The 20,501-nt window shown below is 69.1% G+C and carries 11 protein-coding genes and 1 pseudogene; 5 read left to right on the plus strand and 7 right to left on the minus strand.

Annotated features, from left to right (window positions below; genetic code table 11):
* Window positions 1-2: 2 nt before the first annotated feature.
* From ABZ656_RS22400 to ABZ656_RS22410, 3 genes and pseudogenes are all read left to right on the plus strand, one after another.
* Window positions 3-8,126, plus strand: a complete 8,124-nt coding sequence (locus ABZ656_RS22400) for an amino acid adenylation domain-containing protein (protein ID WP_360270028.1) — start codon at window positions 3-5, stop codon at window positions 8,124-8,126.
* A gap of 53 nt (window positions 8,127-8,179) precedes the next feature.
* Window positions 8,180-8,404 carry a ferredoxin gene (locus ABZ656_RS22405; RefSeq protein ID WP_101408472.1) on the plus strand — a complete coding sequence of 75 codons (225 nt, stop codon included), beginning with the start codon at window positions 8,180-8,182 and terminating at the stop codon, window positions 8,402-8,404.
* 34 nt (window positions 8,405-8,438) lie between these two features.
* A pseudogene (locus ABZ656_RS22410) lies at window positions 8,439-8,831 on the plus strand (TetR/AcrR family transcriptional regulator); the annotation flags it as partial.
* A gap of 192 nt (window positions 8,832-9,023) precedes the next feature.
* Here the strand turns inward: ABZ656_RS22410 and ABZ656_RS22415 are convergent.
* The 7 genes from ABZ656_RS22415 to ABZ656_RS22445 all read right to left on the minus strand — a co-directional run bounded on the left by ABZ656_RS22415 (window position 9,024) and on the right by ABZ656_RS22445 (window position 16,615).
* Complete coding sequence (locus ABZ656_RS22415) at window positions 9,024-10,349, minus strand: DoxX family protein (protein WP_360270030.1); 1,326 nt, start codon at window positions 10,347-10,349, stop codon at window positions 9,024-9,026.
* A 422-nt stretch (window positions 10,350-10,771) separates the two neighbouring features.
* A complete protein-coding gene (locus ABZ656_RS22420) occupies window positions 10,772-11,620 on the minus strand; it encodes a DUF4097 family beta strand repeat-containing protein (protein ID WP_101407769.1) in 849 nt (282 codons plus the stop codon).
* A 37-nt stretch (window positions 11,621-11,657) separates the two neighbouring features.
* Complete coding sequence (locus ABZ656_RS22425) at window positions 11,658-12,914, minus strand: cytochrome P450 (protein ID WP_218978415.1); 1,257 nt, start codon at window positions 12,912-12,914, stop codon at window positions 11,658-11,660.
* A gap of 38 nt (window positions 12,915-12,952) precedes the next feature.
* Window positions 12,953-13,744, minus strand: coding sequence for an ABC transporter permease (locus tag ABZ656_RS22430; protein ID WP_101407768.1), 792 nt, complete (start codon window positions 13,742-13,744; stop codon window positions 12,953-12,955).
* The gene (locus tag ABZ656_RS22435) at window positions 13,741-14,709 is read right to left on the minus strand and encodes an ATP-binding cassette domain-containing protein (RefSeq protein ID WP_218978413.1); all 969 of its coding nucleotides are present in this window, start codon (window positions 14,707-14,709) and stop codon (window positions 13,741-13,743) included. Before ABZ656_RS22435 ends, ABZ656_RS22430 begins: the two co-directional genes overlap by 4 nt.
* Window positions 14,710-15,165: 456 nt before the next feature.
* Entirely contained in the window at window positions 15,166-16,041 is an 876-nt protein-coding gene (locus ABZ656_RS22440) for a DUF4097 family beta strand repeat-containing protein (RefSeq protein WP_360270033.1), read from the minus strand.
* Between the two features lie 31 nt (window positions 16,042-16,072).
* Entirely contained in the window at window positions 16,073-16,615 is a 543-nt protein-coding gene (locus ABZ656_RS22445) for a toxin-antitoxin system HicB family antitoxin (protein WP_101407765.1), read from the minus strand.
* Between the two features lie 178 nt (window positions 16,616-16,793).
* Between ABZ656_RS22445 and ABZ656_RS22450 the strand changes: the two genes are divergently transcribed.
* Both ABZ656_RS22450 and ABZ656_RS22455 read left to right on the plus strand, forming a co-directional pair.
* On the plus strand, window positions 16,794-18,176 hold the full coding sequence (locus ABZ656_RS22450) for a cytochrome P450 (RefSeq protein WP_360270036.1): 1,383 nt from the start codon (window positions 16,794-16,796) through the stop codon (window positions 18,174-18,176).
* Window positions 18,177-18,200: 24 nt separating this feature from the next.
* Window positions 18,201-20,492: a DPP IV N-terminal domain-containing protein gene (locus ABZ656_RS22455; protein WP_360270038.1), complete on the plus strand. Its 2,292-nt coding sequence runs from the start codon at window positions 18,201-18,203 to the stop codon at window positions 20,490-20,492.
* Window positions 20,493-20,501: the final 9 nt, after the last annotated feature.

The raw sequence follows: 20,501 nt of genomic DNA on the forward strand, positions 1-20,501 counted from the left end.
ACATGGTTCCGCTGTCCTTTGCCCAGCGTCGGCTGTGGTTCCTCTACCAGTTCACCGGCCCGTCGCCGACGTACAACATCCCCGCGGTGCTCAGGCTGGACGGCGAGCTGGACGTCGAGGCGCTCCGCGCGGCCCTCAGGGACGTCGTGCTGCGGCACGACAGTCTCCGGACGCTCATCGTCGACGACGCCGATTCCCCCGTCCAACGGGTGCTGTCGGCGGACGAGACGGTGCTGGACGTGCCGCTGGTGCCCGTGAGCGAGGCAGATGTGGCGGCCACGGTCGCGCAGGCCATCGCATATCCGTTCGACCTCTATGTTGAGATCCCCGTGCGCGCACAGATCCTGCGGTGCTCGGCGGCGGAGCACGTCCTGGTCCTGGTGGTCCACCACATCGCGGCCGACGGCGGTTCGTCAGTGCCGTTCACCCGCGATCTCGCTCTCGCCTACGAAGCCCGGCTGAACGGGCACGCACCGGACTGGTCGCCGCTCCCCGTCCGCTACGTCGACTACACCCTGTGGCAGCAGGAGCTGCTCGGCGACGCGTCTTCGGAGAACAGCCTGCTGGCCCGGCAGGTGGCGTACTGGCGGCGCGAGCTGGCCGACCTGCCGCAACCGCTGCCGCTGCCGCTGGACCGCCCGCGGCCCACGACGGCCAGCTACCGCGGTGACGTGGTGGAGTTCGACCTCGACCCGGTGTTGCTCACCGCGGTGGAGGAACTTGCCCACAGCCGCGGAAGCACCGTGTCCATGGTGCTGCAGACGGCCTTGGCCGTCCTGTTGCACCGTCTGGGCGGCGGTGACGACATCACGGTCGGATCGCCGATCGCGGGCCGCACGGACGAGGCGCTGACCGACCTGGTCGGGTTCTTCGTCAACACCTGGGTGCTGCGCGCCGCACTGTCCGGCGACTCCACGTTCGACGACGTGCTCCAGCAGGTGCGGGACAAGGCACTAGCGGCCTACGACAACCAGGACGCCCCTTTCGAGCGCCTGGTGGAACTCCTCAATCCGGACCGCTCGCTCGCCTACCACCCGTTCTTCCAGGTCATGTTCGCGTGGCAGAACAACGCCCGACTCGACCTGGAGATGCCGGGGCTCACGGTCACCGCCGAGCCGGTCGCGACCCGTTCGGCGAAGTTCGACCTGTTCTTCAACATCGTCCCGGACCCGGCGGGCCGGGGCGCCACAGGCGCGATCGAGTACGCCACCGACCTGTTCGACCGGGGCACCGTCGAACGGCTCGCCGCGCGCCTGCGGACCGTGCTGCGCCAGGTGGTAGCGCATCCCGGCGCCGGGATCGGCTCCGTGGACATCCTGGAGCCCGGGGAACAGGACCTGCTGCTCCGCGGGCGCAACGACACCGGCGCCCCGCTGCCGGACGGGCCGATCCACGCCCTGTTCGCCCAGCAGGCGGCGGCGACTCCGGATGCCGTCGCGGTGGAGGCCGAGGGAACGACCCTCACCTACCGGGAGCTCGACCGGCGCGCCGACACCCTCGCGCGCAACCTCGTACGCAGAGGGGTGGGCCCCGATACCCTGGTGGCGGTCGCGATGCCCCGGTCGACGGACCTGGTGGTCGCGCTCCTCGCGGTACTCAAGGCGGGCGCGGGCTATCTTCCGATCGACGTCGCCTACCCGGCGGAGCGCGTGGCGTTCATGCTGCGCGACGCGGCACCGGCCCTCGTGGTCACCGACGGCGGGTTCACCCCGCCGAACGGCCTGCCCTGTGCGCGGATCGACGAGCTGACCGCTGCCGTGGACGACGTCCCGCCCGCCGTGCGGCACACCGACCGCCTCGCTTACGTCATGTACACCTCGGGGTCGAGCGGAGTGCCCAAGGGCATCGCGGTGACCCACGCCAACGTCGTCGGCCTGGCTCTGGACCGGCGGTGGAGCGACGCCCACGACCGCGTGCTGCTGCACTCGCCCCACACCTTCGACGCCTCGACCTTCGAACTGTGGGTTCCTCTGCTGCGCGGCGGTCGCGTGGTGGTGAGTCCCGCGCAGAACCTGGACGCGGCCGAGCTCGCTGCCGTGGTGACCGACCGCAACCTCACCGCGATGTGGCTGACCGCGGGCCTGTTCTCGGTCGTCGCCGACCAGGACCCCGGCTGCTTCAGCGGGCTGCGCGAGCTGTGGGTCGGGGGTGATGTGGTCTCCCCGGACGCGCTGTCACGTGTACGTACGGCCTGCCCCGGGCTGCGGATGGTCGACGGGTACGGCCCCACCGAGACGACCGTGTTCGCCACGGCCCACGAAGTCGCCCCGGGGCAGCCGGTCACGGACGTGCCGATCGGCCGCCCCATGGACAACATGCGGACGTTCGTCCTCGACGGCGGCCTGCGGCCGGTCCCGCCTGGGGTCGTGGGGGAGCTGTACGTCGCCGGCGCCGGCCTGGCCCGGGGGTATCTGGGCCGGGCGGGGTTGACCGCGGAGCGGTTCGTGGCCTGCCCGTTCGGCGAGCCGGGGGAACGGATGTACCGCACCGGCGATCTGGTCACCTGGAACGCGGAGGGAGAGTTGGCGTTCCGCGGCCGGGCGGACGGCCAGGTGAAGGTACGCGGATTCCGGATCGAGCCGGGTGAGATCGAGGCCGTCCTGACCGGCCACCCGGCCGTGGCGCAGGCGGTCGTGGTGGCCCGCGAGGACCAAAGCGGTGATCAGCGCCTGGTCGCCTATGTGGTGCCCGAGCTCGGTGAGAGCGGCTCGGGCGCCGAGCATGTCGACGAGTGGCAGCAGGTGTACGAGGGGATGTACGCGGCTCCGGAAGCCGGGTTCGGGGAGGACTTCTCCGGCTGGAACTCCAGCTACACCGGGAAGCCCATCGCCCGCACCGAGATGCGGGAGTGGCGGGACGCCGCCGTCGAGCGGGTCCTGTGCTGGACACCGCGGCGCGTCCTCGAACTGGGGGTCGGCTCCGGGCTGTTGCTGGCTCCCGTTGTTCCGCACGTCGAGGAGTACTGGGCCACCGACTTCTCCCACGTCGCCGTTGACCGGCTGCGCGGCCAGGTCGCGGCGGCGGGCTGGCAGGACCGGGTCCACCTGCGCTGCCAGGCCGCGGACGACGTATCGGGCCTTCCCGCGGGGGCGTTCGACACCGTCGTACTCAACTCGCTGGTGCAGTACTTCCCGGACGCCGCCTACCTCGACCGCGTGCTGCGCCAGGCGTTCGACCTCCTCACCTCGGGCGGCCGCGTGATCGTCGGCGACGTGCGGCACGCCGGTTCGCTGCGCCTGCTACACCACGGCGTGCAGCGCGCGCGACGGCCGGGCGCCGCCCCCGGCGTCCTGCGGGCGGCCACGGAGCACGCGGTGTTCCTGGAGAAGGAACTGGTGCTCGACCCCGAGTGGTTCACGCAGTGGGGCGAGCGGGCGGGCGCCGCCGTCGACATCCGGCTGAAGTCCGGTGGCGCCCACAACGAGCTGACCCGGCACCGCTATGAAGTGGTCCTGCACAAGACCCCGGCGGACGTTGTCCCGCTCGCCGACCTGCCGACCCTGCGGTGGGGCTCCGACGTGGAGGACCTCACGGAGGTGGAACGACGGGTCGGCCTCCCCGACGCGACCGCCGTGCGGATCGCGGGAATCCCCAACGCCCGGATGGCGGGCGAGGGCGCGACGAACGCCCCCGCGCCCGGCCCCGCCGTTGTCGACCCGCACGCGCTGCGGGACTGGGCCGCCGACCGCGGGTGGGGCGCGCTGGTGACCTGGTCCCGCACCGCCGATCAGTTCGACGCCATCGTGTTACCTGAGGGGACTGCCCCGGCCACGGTGTTCACCGGCGGTTGCCTCCCCGAGGGCTCACCGGGCCGGACACTCTCCAACAACCCGGCCCAGGTGCGCGAAACCGGCAAGTTGCTCACCGCCCTGCGCGGGTACACGCGCGAACGGCTGCCCGAGTACATGGTGCCGTCGGCGGTGGTGGCCATAGGCGGCATCCCGCTCACGCCGAACGGCAAGCTCGACCGGCGGGCGCTGCCCGCACCGGAGTACACGACGGCCGCCGATGGCCAGACCCCCCGCACACCCTACGAAGAGATCCTGGCCGGGCTGTTCGCCGAGGTGCTCGGCCTCGACCAGGTCGGCGTGGACGACGACTTCTTCCTGCTGGGCGGCCACTCACTCCTGGCGACCCGCCTCGTGGGATGCATCCGGGCCGAACTCGGCGTCGAGGCGCCCGTCCGCAGCGTCTTCGAGGCGAGCACGGTCGCCACCCTGGCCGCGCGCCTGGCGGCGGGGAAGACGGCACGGTCGCCCCTGACCGTCCAGACACGCCCCGAACGGGTGCCGCTGGCGTTCGCCCAGCAGCGCCTGTGGTTCCTGCACCGGTTCGATGGCTCGTCGACCAGCTACAACACGACCACCATGGTGAGGCTGCGCGGCGAACTGGATGTACCGGCGCTGCGGGCGGCCGTGCGGGACGTGGTCCACCGGCACGAGAGCCTGCGCACGCTGATCGTCGAGGACGACGAGGGCATCCCGTACCAGCAGATCGTCCCCACGGACGGCCTCGCGCCGGACGTGCCGGTCGAGACCGTCCCACCGACCGGCCTCGGGGAGGCACTGACCGCCGAAGCCGGGCACCGTTTCGACCTGGCGACCGAGATCCCGCTGCGCGCCAAGGTGTTCCGCCGCGCTCCGGACGACCACGTGCTCGCCCTGGTCATCCACCACATCGCCAGCGACGGCAGCTCGGCGGCTCCGCTCGTCAGGGACCTCACCACGGCCTATACCGCCCGCCGGGACGGCCGCGCACCGGCCTGGAAGCCGCTGGCCGTGCAGTACGCGGACTACGCCCTGTGGCAGCGGGCACTGCTCGGCGATGAGTCAGATCCGGACAGCGTCATGGCCGCCGAAGTCGACTACTGGCAAAAGGAGTTGGCCGAGACCCCCGAGCCGCTTCCGCTTCCGCTCGACCGGCCGAGGTCCGCGGCGGGAGAGCGCCGCGAGGACAGGATCGACTTCCAGCTCGGACCGGATCTGCTGGCCGCCGTCGAGGAACTGGCGCGCCGACGCAGAGTGACCGTCTCGATGGTGCTACAGGCCGCGCTGACAACCCTGCTGCACCGGATGGGCAGTGGCGACGACATCACGATCGGATCGCCGATCGCGGGCCGCACCGACGAGGCCATGACCGACCTGGTCGGGTTCTTCGTCAACACCTGGGTGCTGCGCGTGGGCGTGGGCGGCGACCCCTCGTTCGAGGCCGTGCTCGACCAGGTCCGGGCGAAAGCGCTGGCCGCGTACGACAACCAGGAGGCCCCCTTCGACCGTCTCGTCGAGCTGGTCAACCCCGGCCGCTCGGCGGCTCACCACCCGCTGTTCCAGGTCATCCTCGCCTGGCAGAACAGCCCCAAGGCCGAGCTGTCCCTGCCCGGCCTGGCGATCGAGGTCGAGCCCTTCGCCCGTGTGACCACCGCCAAGTTCGACCTCGCCCTCTCCCTGGGCCCCGACCCCCGCGGCTCGGGTGCGCTCGGCCTTGCCGAGTACGACACCGATCTGTTCGACCGCGCCACCGTACGCAACCTCGTCAACCGCCTCGTGAGCGTCCTCGAACAAGTCGTTCCGGACCCTGCCATGCCGCTCAGCGCGGTCGACGTGTTCGAGCCCGGTGAGTTCGAGCGCTTCGTACACGAGCTGAACGACACGGCGGCGGAGCTGCCGGGGGACACGATCACGGAGCTGTTCGCACGGCAGTCCGAGGCCACACCGGACGCGATCGCGGTCACCGGGGACACCGGTTCCCTGACATACCAAGAACTCGACGCCGCGGTCGACCGGGTCGCGGCGGAGCTGGCGCGGCGCGGCGTCACCACCGAATCCCTGGTGGGGGTGGCCCTGCAGCGTTCCCCGGAGATGGTCGTGACGCTGCTGGCTGTCCTGAGGGCGGGTGGCCTCTATCTGCCCATCGACCCTGAGTACCCGGCCGACCGACTGGCGTTCGTCCTCGATGACGCTCGCCCCCAACTCATCGTGGGCGACGACGAGTTCAGCCGTCGACCAGCCGGCAATGACTGCCCACGGGTTCCGTTCGGGGAACTGGCTGCGGCCACCGACGCGCCCGTTGACCTGACGGACCGGGTCGTCTCCGGCGACCAACTGGCCTACGTGATCTACACCTCGGGCTCGACGGGGCGTCCGAAGGGCGTAGCGATCTCGCACCGGGGCGTCGTGCAGTTCGCCGTCGACGCATGGTGCCGCCGGGAGGGCAACGAACGGGTCCTGCTGCGCACCCGGCACACGTTCGACCCCATGACCTACGAGTTGTGGCCGACGCTGCTGCGCGGTGACTGCGTCGTCCTCGCACCGCCCGATGACCTGGACGCCGAGGTATTCGAGTCGTTCGTCGCCCGGCATGGCGTCACCACGGCCCTCTTGATCACTCCTGTCTTCAATCACCTGGTCGAACAGAATCCGGGCTGCCTCGCTCGCATGCGCGAGGTGTGGATCGGAGGCGAACGGCTCTCGCCCGCCGCTGTCGACCGGGCGGTGACAGCGTGCCCGGACACCACCTTCGTGAACGCCTTCGGCCCGACCGAGGTCACCTGTAACTCGACGGTCCACGAGATCGGCCACGGGCCGGTCCGCGGCGATGTGCCGGTCGGCCTGCCGATGGACAACATGCGCGTCTACGTCCTCGACGACCGGCTGCGTCCCGTTCCGCCGGGCGTGGTGGGCGAGTTGTACATGGCGGGCGACGGACTCGCCCGCGGATACGTGAACCGGTCCGGGCTGACCGCCGGCCGGTTCGTGGCGTGCCCGTTCGCGGAACCGGGCGAGCGGATGTACCGGACCGGCGACCTCGGCCTGTGGAACACCCGGGGGATTCTGGAGTTCCGTGGCCGCGCGGACCACCAGGTGAAGGTCCGCGGATACCGGATCGAGCCGGGCGAGGTGGAAGCCGTGCTCGCGGATCACCCTTCCGTGGGCCAGGCCGTGGTGATCGCCAGGGAGCTCGGCGACCTCGGCACGCACCTGCTGGCGTACGTGGTCGGGGGCGGCGCCAAGTCCGGGGAACTCCGCCAGTACCTGGCGGACCGGCTGCCGCACTACATGGTGCCGTCGGCGATCGTGATACTGGACCGGTTGCCGCTGACCTCGCACCAGAAACTGGATCGCGCCGCCCTGCCCGATCCGGACTTCGCGGGCGACGCCCACCAGGCGCCGCGCGCCGGCGAGGAACAAGTGCTCGTCGACCTGTTCGGCGAGGTGCTCGGGGTCGAACGGGTCGGTGTGGAGGACGATTTCTTCCTGCTGGGCGGCCATTCTTTGCTGGTGGTCCGGCTGGTCAACCGCATGGCCGCCGTGCTGGGAGTGTCGCTGCCGGTGCGGACGGTCTTCCAGTACCCGTCGGTGGCCGGCCTCGCCGCGCAGCTGAGGACCGCCGCCACGGACGCTCCCGAGGATCCGTTCGCCGCGGTGCTCCCGATCCGGACGGAGGGCCGGCAGCCGCCACTCTGGATGATCCACCCGGGCAGCGGGCTGTGCTGGGCGTACATGAGTTTCGCCGAGCACCTGCCGGACCGGCAGATGTACGGGATCCAGGCACGCGAGTACGACCCGGCCCAGCCACACGCGACATCCGTCGACGACATGGTGACCCACTACCTCCAGCACATCACCGCGCTCCAGCCCGAGGGCCCCTATCTGCTGTTCGGCTGGTCCGGGGGCGGCACCCTGGCCCATGCGATCGCCGTCGAGCTGCGGCGGCGCGGCAAGGAAGTGCGCCTGCTGGCCATGCTGGACAGCGCCGCCGCCGGAGGTCTCGGGCTCGAGAACGACTTCCAGGAGGCCGACGTCATCGAGGACGCGAACACCCAGGCATTCGTCCGCGACTACCTCGGCAGGTCGGCCGGGGAGAGCGACTACCAGTCCGTCGTCGAGACCGTGGCGGCCGTCACGGTACGGCACACCAAACTCCTGGACGAGTTCACCACACCGGTCTTCGACGGCGACGTGTTGTACTTCACCGCCACGGTCGACGATCATGGCTTCGCCGCGCAGTGGCCGCCGTACGTGCGTGGTCGGATCGAGGAACACAAGATCCACTGCAAGCACCGTGAGATGTCCCAGGCGGAGTACGCGACCGAGATCTGCGCGGCGATTGCCCGCGCGCTCGCATGATGACCCTCGCGCCGCGCCTCGGGCGACAGCGGGAGAACGGAGAGAACACGATCATGCGGATCCAGATCGACAGCGACCGGTGCGTGGGAGCGGGCTTGTGCGCACTCACCGCTCCGGAAGTCTTCACCCAGGACGACGACGGGTTCAGCGCGGTGCTTTTGGGACGGGAGGATGGAGCCGACGATCCGCATGTGCGGGACGCGGCCCGCAGCTGTCCGGTCCGGGCCATCTCACTTGGGGAGACGCACCGGAACGAGCCTCAGCGCAACGAGTCGTAGCGGAACGATTCGAGAGGCCAGGGGAGAGCGGGCGATGCTGAGGGCAGCCGAGCGGACTCCACGTCCGATGCGGCCCAGCGTGTCGCTGGACGGCAAGGGGCGCGGAGGCGGGCGGGCTTGGCGGCGGCCGTACGCCCGCTCTGGACCGCGACCGGATCACCGAGGTCGCGGTGCGCCTCCTGGATGCCGAGGGTCTGACCGGGATCTCCATGCGCGCGCCGGCCGCGGAGATGAATGTGACGGCGATGCCCGTCTATTGGTACGTCGACACCAAGCACTACCTCCTCGAACTCGCCCTGGACGCTGCCCTTGGCGAGCCGAGCGGCCCGAGCCCGGGTCCGACGAGGAATGGCGCGGGCAACTGCGAGCGCTGGCCGACGAGTTCCGCGCCCTGCTGGAGCGCCACCCCTGGCTCACGGTTGCAGGGATGAACGGTGAGGCGAGGGAGCAGGACTTCGAATACGCGCTGGAGCTGCTGGTCTCCGGCATCGAGGCCATGGCGGCGCGGGACTGACGCATGCGCACGGCGGAGGCGTCACGCAGCCGATGGGGGCGTCACGCCTTCGCCGTGTGAGCTGAACCGGCTCAAGAGTCCGCTGGCCGACGAAGCCGGCGAGAGTCAGCGGGTCTGCAGGCGCGGCTCGTACGGCGCGTCCTGTACCCATTGCACGCCGTCACGTCTGATCGGGAAAGAGTCGAGGTCGACCTTCTCCAACTCGATGTGCACCTTGTCCTTGCCCAGGACGCCGTCCAAGGTGAGCTTGTCCGGGTTGGACTGGGCGAAGGTGAGTCGGCCGGACCACGTTGGATCGTTCGCCCGGGCCAGAACGATCGCGCGCTTGGAGGGGGCGAACGTGGCCGCGTAGTCGACGATGGAGCCGTTCATGCGTTGGCTGGACACGGGGCCCGGTTGATAGGAGTGCGTGGTGTCGACGATGAACCGGTTCCAGCGTTTCTCATCGGTTGCCACAGGAGGGCTGTCCCGCCCGTCCGACGCGAACTTCACGACGTTCCAGATGCCGTACAGCGGTGGCTTCGGACCCGCTGCCCCGATCGTGTCCCACAGCTTCCACTCCTCGTGCACCTGGGAAGTGACCAGCCACACCCCGAACAGGAGCTGCCCCGCCAGGGCCAGCGACAGGGCCCTGCGCGTGCGGAACAGCTGCGGCCGGGCAACCGGGCCGATGTCTTGGTCGGACACGAAGAACTTGGCCAGCCGGACGGCGTGCGGAGCGACCAGGATCAGGCTCAACAGGACCAGGTGGAAGGTGAAGATCTTCAGGGGCACCTGGTAGGTGGCGTTGAGGATGAGCACCTGTGTCATCTCGACCGCGGCCAGGAGGGCGCCTAAGAGGGCGGTCCGGGGAATGACGAGCAGCAGCCCGGCGGTCACCTCGGCGCACCCGAGCAGGATCTCGTAAGGCTGAGAGCTGCCGACCTGCGACCAGAGCACGTTCAACATGCCGAAATCCCCGAAGGGTTCCACCAGCCTGGTCAGCGGCAGCGACATCTGCAGCGGAAAGACCTTGGCGAACCCGAAGGAGAACAACTGCGCTGCCAGACACAACCGGACGACCACGTAGAACCACTTGTACAGCGCCTCGTGGTGCGGCCGGTGCCGGTCGAGCACCGACCACACCACCGTGATCAGCAGGGCGCCGAGGAACCAGCAGAAGGCGAGAACCCAGAAGAACGCCTGGTCACCGCTCTGCACCGGCTCGATGAGCGGTGCCTCGACGTGGAGCAGGTGCTCGGCGACCCAGGTCACGACCGGGCGCACGAGGTGGTACTGCCGGGTCAGTGCATCCGGTGGGAGGTCATTGCCGAAGACCCCCATCAGCGGGTACATGACCCGCATCTCGGTCAGGAAGAACAGTGCGACGTAGGCCAGGAAGAACCGGAACGCTATGCGTATGGGAAGGCTCCACCTGGCCGGTGGCGGCATTTCTCCTTTCTGGTCGGGTGTTTCCGGACTCCTCATTGGCCGGGGGGCTTTGAGTAGTCGTGTCATGCCAACCTCCTGCCTCGGGCTCTGTCACGCGTCGGCGCACTCCTGTTCGCGGCGAACCCGGCCGCATTCCCTTACGCGCGGAGGGAAGTTAGGCGGATTCACCATGCGGCAGAGCAGGGGGGAATGTGGTGCCGCAGTAATCAACAGGAGGCCGGGAGAGTAATCACCGGAAGTGGCGCCCAGTTTGGCCTGTAGGCCGCCCGATGTCTACGCCGGGAATTCCTGTGGGTTCGGATTCCTTCGGCGGGGCCGGTTCCGATGACGCGCCCACTGTCCGGTCGACAGGACGTCCGATACAAGTCGGCAGGGCGTCCGATGCAAGAGGGGGCCGCCAGGTGCTCCGCGTCCCGCCGTCGTCAGCGGTCCGGTCTGGGCCGCGCAGGTGTGATGCTGATGTCGCCGTGGTGCGACCGGGCCTGCACTGTGACGCCCTGCTCGACCCGGCCGTCGGCCGGGCCCTGGTCGAACGCGTTGCGGACTTGTCCATTCACGGACTTGAGGTCCAGGGCCGCGGTGGTGTTTCGGGAAATGCCGATCTCGATGTTCCCGGAGTCGGACATCGTGGTCACTTTTCCGCTGGTGACCTCGATGATACGGATGTCACCGGATTCGCTGAAAATCTCGGCGCCGCCGTGTGTGCGTCCCACGCGGTTGTCGGAATCGCATCCGTACAGTTGGAGCGCTCCGGTGATTTCACCGATCTCCGTCTCGCCGTATTCGTTGGCGACGGTGGCGCTCCCCTCGATCTTCTGGATCTGGATGACGCCGGAATCGCTGGTCACCTGGGCGTGCCCGGTGACGTGTCGTATGGCGATGTCGCCGCTGTCGGTGGTGACGGTCAGCGGACCGGTCTCGTCCAGGACGACCTCGCCGTAGTCGGTCCGAAACGTGCAGGCGCCCAGCCTGCCCGTGCTGCGGAACCCGCCCTCCAGGGCCACGCCTCGTACGGTCGAGCCCTCCGGCAGGTCGATCCGTGCTTTGACCGACTCTCCGAAGCTCAGCCAACTGGCGGAGCCATAGGCCGGCCCGGGGCCGTCGACGATGAGGTTGCCGTCGAGGTAGCTGACCCGGAATCCCGCTGCGTCGCCCTCCCGGGTGTGCGGTAACACGACGGTGTCGGGCCGGTCGCTCGCGACGAGAAGGAGGTCACCGATCGGCAGTTTGACGGTGACCGAGACCCCGCGGGGGGTCGAGAAGGTGGGCATGTAGTCCGTCCTAGAAACGTGATGTGAGAGTGCGGCGTCACCGGGCGGCGGGAGCTAGTTCCACCGGCAGTTCGGCCAGGCGCCGGAGGCCGGGCAGCTTCTGCCAGGGAAGGTCCGCCGCGTCGACCGCCAGGGTCAGCCGCGGGAAGCGGCGGAACAGCGCCGGCAGGGCAATGCCCAGTTGCAGCTTGGCGAGGTAGGCGCCCAGGCAGTAGTGAGGGCCGTGGCCGAAGCCGAGGTGGCCGTGGCCCGGGGCCTTCATCCGGCGCCCGACGTCGAAGCGCTCGGGATCGGTGTAGCGGCGCGGGTCGTAGTTACCCGCGGTCAGCATCGGCTGAACTACGTCGCCGGCCCGTATCCGGACGCCGCCGAGTTCGATGTCGACCGCCGCGTACCGCGGGACCGACACCTGCGTCGGACCGCACCGGCGGACCAGCTCTTCGACCGCCGTCTGCCACAGCGCCGACTCCCCCTTGAGCCTGGCCAGTTGGTCGGGATGGGTGAGCAGCTCAGCGATGCTGTTGCCGAGGGCGTGGGCGGACGGCTCGTGGCCCGCGGTCATCAGAGTGATCACGAAGGTGATCAACTCGTCGACGGACAGCCGGTCGCCGTCCTCGTCATGTGTGGTGATCAGTGTGGTGAGCAGGTCCTCCGCCGGCGAGTTGCGGCGGCGCTCGATGAGCTCGCGAACCCCCACGACCATGTCGTGCAGAGCGTGCGGCATGACACCCGGCTCCAACGACGCAAGGCCGCTGCTCCAGGCGTGCCAGTCGGCATGGTCGGACTCCGGGATCCCCATGAGCTCGCAGATCACCGTGAGCGGCAGCGGGTATGCGAAGTGGGCGATGAGGTCCACCTGGCTGGAGCCGTCGAACGCGTCGATGAGGGATTCGGCGATCTCCTCGAGCCTGGGGCGCAGTTCGGTGATGCGGCGCACGGTGAAGCCGCGCATCACGAGCTTGCGCAGCCGGGAGTGGTCCGGCGCGTCCTGGCCGAGAAGCCCGTTGGCGAGGTACGGATAGTCTTCGGGCGGCACGCCCAGGCGCTCGGCCATCTGCGTCCTCGCGTCCTCGCCCTGGGAGCCGGACACCGAGGCGATGTTGCTGACGAACCTGCGGTCGCCCAGCACAGTCATCACCTCCTCGTACCGGGTCACGTACCAGACGGGGACGGCGCCCATAAGAGTGCCGCGCACCACCGGGGCCTGCTCACGCAGGAGACCAGCTCCGTGATAGGGATCCTTCATGATCGCGTCCGACATGACGTCCGGCAGGTCGAGTGATTCGGTGGCCATGGATGATCTCCTCTGCGAGGGACGCGGTGGTGCGTCGGTCAGGTGTTCCTGGGGTCGCGCCGGTACAACTTCCTCGACCACAGGTAGCCGACCAGCGCGATGCCGAGGCACCAGGCGACGCCGATGATCCAGTCGTTGCCGACCGGCCTGTCGAGGAGCAGATTGCGCAACGTGTCGGTGATGGGCGTGAAGGGCTCGTTCTCGGAGAACCAGCGCAGACCGGAGGCCATCGACTCGGCCGGCACGAACGTGCTGGACAGGAATGGCAGGACCTGCAGGATCATGGGCATGTTGCTCGCCGAGTCGACGGTCTTGGCCAGCAGGCCGAAGCCGACCGCCACCCAGGTGAGTGCGAAGCTGACTAGGGCCATCAGGCCGATGGCCCCGAGCCATCCGAGAATTCCCGCGGTGGGCCGGAAGCCGACCAGCAGCGCGATGGCGATGACTACGACCATGCTGACCATCGACTGGATCACACTGCCCACGACGTGGCCGGTAAGAACCGACGCGCGGGAGATGGCCATGGTGCGGAACCGGTTGATGATCCCCTTGGTCATGTCGACCGCGACCGCGATGGAGGTGCCCATCGCTCCCACGGTCAGGGCCAGCAGGAAGATGCCGGGGGCGAGGTAGTCGACGTAGTCGATCCCCTCCGCGGCGCCGCCCAGTCCGTTGCCCATAGTGCCGCCGAAGGCGAAGACGAACAACAGCAGGAGCACGCACGGCATGACCACCGAGCCGAGCAGCGTCGACGGGTTGCGGGTGGCGTGCCGCAGGTTGCGGCGCAGCATCGTGGAGGAGTCCTGCAGGGCGAGGGAGAGCGAGCTCATCGGACTGCCTCCTGCTTTCCGTTGTCCGTGGCGGGCTGAGAGGTCAGGGTGAGGAATACGTCGTCGAGGTCGGGGCTGTGCACCGACAGGCTGGACGCCGTCACCCGGGCTCCGTCGAGCCGGTCGATGACGCGCCGCATCGAGCCCAGGTCACCCTCGCTCGGCACGCGCAGGCTCAACGCCTCTTCGTCGATGTCCGAGGTCCCCAACGCCTCGGAGGCCAAGGCGAGTTGCTCGGCGGTGTCGAAGGTGAGCCGGATGTCGCCGCCGGGGACGAGGCGCTTGAGTTCGGCCGGTGTGCCTTGGGCGACGAAGTTGCCGTGGTGCAGTACCGCGATCCGGTCGGCCAGTTCGTCCGCTTCTTCCAGGTACTGCGTGGTGAGAAAGATCGTTACGCCGTCGGCGACGAGGTCCCGGATGATGTCCCACATGGTGCGCCGACTGCGCGGGTCGAGACCGGTGGTCGGCTCGTCGAGGAAGATGATCCGGGGGCTGCCGACGAGGGTCATCGCCAGGTCGAGCTTGCGGCGCATGCCGCCGGAGTAGGAGCCGGCGAGCTTCTTCCCGTCCTGGCCCGCCAGCTCGAAGCGCTCCAGCAGTTCGGCGGTGCGCTGTCGGCCCTCCTGCGCGGGCAGCCGGTGCAGTTGACACATCAGCTGCAGGTTCTCCTCGCCGGTGAGCAGCTCGTCGATCGCCGCGAACTGGCCCGTGACCCCGATCGCCCGTCGCACCGCTTCGGGTTCGCGCAGCAGGTCGTGACCGGCGACCTGCACACTGCCTGCGTCCGGTCGGATGAGCGTGGACAGGATCTGCACCAGGGTCGTCTTGCCGGCGCCGTTCGGTCCAAGTAGTGACCAGATGCGCCCCGAGGGAACCTCGAAGTCGATTCCGTCGAGAACCAGTTTGTCGCCGTAGGACTTGCGCAGTCCGGTGACCGTGATTGCGGGTGGACTGGTGGTTGCCATGGATGACTCCATTTCAAGGATGGAAAGCCGCACGCGGCGAGTTCTGCTGGCTGCTTTGGGCGCCGAGAAAGGGGGGCGGGAGGTGCGACCGGGCCTTTGTTTCGACGATTCCGGAGTTCGCGTGGTGCGCGGCGAGGGGATGTCCTGTCGCCGGGACGGCGCGAGCGAGGTCGCTCTTAACGCCATCGTGGCGCAACGATGGCGCCATTGCAATGAAGGCGTGGAGCTCTTGGTGCCATCTTTGCGGGCAGGGTCAGGGGCCCGGAGTAGGGCATGTCGAGCGGGCGGCCGGCCCGAAGAGGGCTTGCCGAGGGGCCTTTTGTGAGGCGGTTCAGCGGGTCCGCCGAGGGGGGATCCTCGACGGCCGCCGCGCGCGTATGGCGCGGCGGCGCGGGGACTGCACGCGGTATCTCGGGAAGCCGCGCGATGTCTCGGGAGCTGCGCGGGGTGTCTCGGCTAGCCGACCTCTGCGGTGCCGGTCCGCTGCGAGCGATGGATCATGATGTCGCCGTGCCGGGTCCTGGCCCTGGCTTTCACCATGTTCGCTTGCGGTGTCGGACCGTCCTGGGCCTGCAGGGAGTTGCGCACGGAGCCGGTCACACTCCGAGCGTCGATCCAGGCTGTCGAGCCCTCGCCGATGCCGATCTCGACTTCTCCGGAGCCGGTGAGCAGGTCGACCTCACCCGCTTTCAGGTGTCCGATCCGGATGCTGCCGCTCGAGGTCTTGGCCGTGACGCCAGGTCCGGCGTTGTCCACGAAGATGTTGCCGCTGACCGCGCTGAGGTGCAGTTCGCTGCCCGCGTCGCCGATCCAGGTGTCGCCGTTGACGCCCTTGACGGTGGCACTGCCCCGGGTCCTGCGCATCCGCACCTTGCCGAACACGCCGTTGACGTCGGCGTACCCGCTCACCTCTTCGACGGTGAGGTGTCCGGAGACGGTATCGGCGTGGAGCGTGCCCACCCGGTCGAGGTGGATGTGGCCCGACACGCTGTCGACGCGGACCTCATCGAGGCGCCCCTCGCTGTGGACCTGCACCTTCGTCAGTTCGGCTTGTAGGCTGGAGCCGGTCGGCACTTCGATAGTCACGTCGATCGAAGGGCTGTTGCCCATGATGCCGCTCAGCCAGGACGGGTCCGGCGCCTTGATCAGCAACTGGCCCGCTGTGTAGTCGACTTCGGTCTGCTCGGCCGCCTTGGCGTCGGGCGCGGACGCCTCGTCGGTGGGCCGGACCCGCACGACGGTCTCGGTGCGGTCCCCGGCGGAGATGGTCACCTTGCCACTGCTCATGGTGAGCGCGACGGTGATGGGTTCGGGCGTGGTGAACTCGGGCATGGTGAGCCGTCCTGTCTCGTGGTGGGGGCACTCAGCCGACCCAGCCGACGTAGCGGCGCGTGGGTCCCGAGCCGTGGCGGCCAGGGCGGGGCGGGGCGGCGTCGGCGTCCAGTGCGGCCGTGGTGATGCGGATCAAGTAGGCGTTCAACGAGAGCCCCTCTTTGGCGGCGGCGGCCTCGATGCGGGCCTTGAGCTGCTCGGGCGGGCGGAAGTTGATGCGGCCCACGGCTCCCTCGGTGCCGCTCGGGGGAGCCTCCTCGGGAGCGGGGGTGACGTGCGGCGCGGGAGCGTCCTGCGGTGGGGAGAGGTCGTCATTGAGCGGTTCGGGCAGAGTGGCGGGCGTGACCACGAAGTAGGGGTTGCGTCCGCGCAGCCGGACTTCCACCGAGCCGGGCACGAGGTCGCGGGTGATCTCGTCCGCCGCGGCCGACAGTACGTCCAGCATGGTGAGCCGGGTCGCGGACGTGACCGACGCGGTCAGTCGCTCGGCCAGCGCCATGGCGTCGCCGTCGTTGGCCCCTGCGGAGGCAAGGAGCTCCCGGTGGAGGCCGTCGACGTAGGGTGTGAGATCCATGGCGCAAGTGTGGCGTCTTGATGGCGCCAACGCAAGGTGCCAGGTCGCGGGCGGGGCGTCTTTTGGACGGGGCCGGGTTGACGGGGTGCCGGGTTCGCGGGGGTACCCGGTGGGTTGCGAGGCTCGGCGCTCGGTCCGGCCCGCCCGGAATGCCGCCCGGAAACCGCCACTCTTTTGTGTGGCGTCCCTCGGCCGCTCGGTGTCCTGGCGACAGGACGCTGCCGATTGCTGCACCGTCGACAGGTGCAACACCCATCTGAAAGACTCGACCTGTATTAATTCCGGTTCGGAAAATTCCAGAAGGAAATCCCCGGAATTTCGATCCCCTGTGTCGTTATCAGTTCGCATCAGTTATTACGGGAGTGTCATGTCTGCGCTGGCCGAAAAGTGGGACCTGGACCGACAGCGATACTTCTGGATGTACGGCGATGACAGGTCGTCCCAGAGAGTCGTCTTCGACGAGGCGAGCGGCATCTGGAACGTCTACGGCCATGTCGAGGCAGTGCAGGTGGCGAACAACCCGCACTTCTTCTCGTCAGACACCGGACGGTTGATCCCGCAGCGGCGCGAGTTCGACGCAGGGTCCATCACACAGCTGGATCCGCCCCGGCACACCGCATTGCGCAAGCTCATCACCCACGCGTTCACCCCTCGCGCTATCGACGAGCTCGAACCCCGGGTCCATGCCATCGTGGAGAACCTGCTGGCCAAGGTGGCTGACCGGAAGAGCTTCGACCTCATTGCCGAGCTGGCCTATCCCCTGCCCATCACCGTGATCGCCGAGCTTCTCGGCATCCCCGCGAGCGACCACGCCCTGCTCAACGGCTGGGTCGACAAGATGATGAGCGGCACCTCGGAGTTCTCGCTCGCCGAGCGCGACGAAACCGTCGAGAACGAGGTGGAGTACGCGATGGAACAGGTGCGCCACATCACCGACTACCTACGGGGGCACGTCAAGGACCGGCGCTCCAATCCGCGGGACGACCTGCTCACCCGGCTTGTCGAGGCGGAGGTCGACGGCGAGCGATTGACCGAGAGCGAGGTGGCCAACTTCGCCAACGTCATGCTCGTCGCGGGCCACGTCACCACGACTCTGTTGATCAGCGGAACCGTTCTCTGCCTCGACGCCCACCCGGAGGCGGACCGAAGGGTCCGTCAGGACCGGTCCTTGGTCCCACCGCTTCTGGAGGAGTCGCTGCGCTACGTGAGCCCCATCGCGTCCATGGTGCGGGTGACCAACACCGAGACCGAAGTGGGCGGCGTGAAGATCGGGCCGGACCAGATGGTCAGCCTGTCGATCGCGACCGCCAATCGCGACGAGCGGGTCTTCACCGATCCGCACACCTTCGACCCCGCCCGTGGGCACAACCCGCACGTGGCCTTCGGCCGGGGCGTGCACTTCTGCATCGGGGCGGCACTCGCGAGGCGGGAGGGCCGCATCGCGATGAACGCCCTGTTTGACCGCTTTCCGGAGCTGCGCTGCGACCCGGACAACCCGCCGACGTTCATGTCCAATCCCAACCTCAACGGCGCGGCCCGGCTTCCCGTCGTCGTCGGCTGACCGGCTGCTCTGGAGGACAACCCGATGAACCCGATCAGGCTCGACGCCTCCGTGTACCGGACCGCGGAGCAACTGCTGCGGCACAACCGGGGCGAGCTCGTGCTCAATGGGAGCGTCCGGCCGAGGTGGGCCGAGGACGGCGCTCGCTTCTGGTACGCGACGGACACCGCGGGCGGCCCCCGCTTCCTCCTCGTCGACCCCGCGAAGGGCAGCCGGCAACCCGCCTTCGACCACGCCCGGCTTGCTACGGCACTCGCGGCCGCCTCGGGCCTCGAAGTCGACGCGGCCGCACTGCCGTTCGCCGCGTTCGACGTGAGTGGTGAGGCGGTCGAGTTCGACGCGTTCGATGCCCGCTGGCGATGCGCGCTGGACGACTACACCTGCGTCGCCGTCGGGGGAGCTCCATCCCGCGAACTCCTCGACGTCGTCGCGCCGGACGGCCGCCACGCGGTGTTCCGGCAGGCGTACAACATCAGGGCCCGATCGCTGGCGGACCGACGGGAGTGGGCGCTGACCGAGGACGGTTCGGCGGACTGTGACTACGGCGCCAACCCGGACTACTTCATGTACTCGACGCTGCTGGGCAAGCTCGGCATCCCGAACCTGCCGCCCGCGGTGCTGTGGTCGCCGGACTCCCGGCGCGTGCTCACCCACCGCACCGACATGCGCGGGGTCCGCGAGACGCACCTCGTCGAGGCCCTGCCGGCTGACGGCGGGCCACCCGTGCTGCGGTCCCAGCGGTTCGCCCACCCCGGCGACGAGCGGATGCCGCTGGCCGAATTCGTCGTGCTGGACATCGAATCCGGCAAGGCGGTGCCTGCGCTGGCCGAACCGGTGGCGATGCCGATGATGTCGCCGATCTCCCGCCGCTGGGCGTGGTGGGCCGAGGACGGCTCGGCGGTGTACTACCTGAGTTCCCCGCGTGACCTGAAGACGCTCAGTCTGCACCGGCTGGACCCGACATCCGGCGAGGTGTGCACCATCCTGACCGAATCGGGGCCGACCCGGGTGGAGCCCGCCCAACTGCTCGGGCAGGCACCGATGGTCAAGGTCCTCTCCGGCGGGGCGGAGGTGCTGTGGTACTCCCAGCGTGACAACTGGGGTCACCTCTACCTCTACGGAACGCGGGACGGAGCACCGCGTGCCCAGGTCACCTCGGGTCAGTGGGCGGTACAGGAGATCCTGCACGTCGACGAGGAGCGGCGGGTGGTCTACTTCCTGGCCTCCGGTCTGGTCGAGGATGACCCCTACCGCCGGACGGTGTGCCGGGCGGGCCTGGACGGCACGGGCTTCGCCAAGGTCACCGATGACGATCTGGACCACGTCGTGACGGTGGCACCAGGCGGCGGTCACTTCATTGACTCGGCCTCGACCAACGCGGCCCCGCCCGTGATCACCGTGCGCGGTTGGGACGGGCGCGTACGCGTCGAGTTGGAGCGCACGGACGCCTCGCGGCTGCGCGCGACGGGGTGGAACCCGCCGGAGCGGTTCCGGGTGACGGCGGCGGATGGAGAGACCGAGATCCACGGGATGCTCTACCGTCCGCACGGCTTCGATCCGGACGGACGGTACCCGGTCGTGGACCACCCGTACGGCTTCCCCAGCGCCACCCGCGTCGTGCCCTGCTTCGACCCCGGCTACTACGGCTACGACGCCGAGTCCCTGGCCGCGCTTGGCTTTGTGGTGGTCGCCATCGACGGGCGCGGTGCGCCGGGGCGGGACAAGGTGTTCCACGACCACTCCTACGGAAGGCTCGGGGACGCGGGCGGCCTCGCCGACCACGTCGCGGCCCTGCGGGAGCTGAGCCGCAGCCGCCCGTGGATGGACCTCGACCGGGTCGGGGCGTTCGGGATGTCCTCCGGCGGCTTCGCCACCGTCCGGGCGATGCTGGACTTCCCTGAGGTGTTCAAGGCGGGCGTCGCCGAGTGCGGGGTGCACGACCTGCGCTACGCCGAGCAGGGCGTCGCGGAGATGTACAACGGCCCGTTCGACGCGGAGAAGTACGCCGCCGCCTCCAACGTCGACATCGCCGACCGGCTCGAGGGCAAACTGCTTCTGGTTCATGGAGGTCTCGACGACAGCTTCTCGCCGCATCTGACGATGCGCCTGGTGGAGCGCCTGATCGCGGCGGACAAGGACTTCGAGCTGCTCGTCGTGCCCAGCTCCGACCACGCCTTCGTCGGCTACGACCACTACCTCAACCGGCGCCGGTGGGACTTCCTGGTCCGCCATGTCAGGGGCGCCGAACCGCCCCCGGGGTACCGGCTCACGCCCGTACCGATGGACGCGGAAGCGATCGCCGGCCTGTTCGGATGAGAGGGAGAT

The sequence above is a fragment of the Streptomyces sp. NPDC007095 genome, assembly GCF_040634475.1.
Lineage (GTDB): Bacteria > Actinomycetota > Actinomycetes > Streptomycetales > Streptomycetaceae > Streptomyces.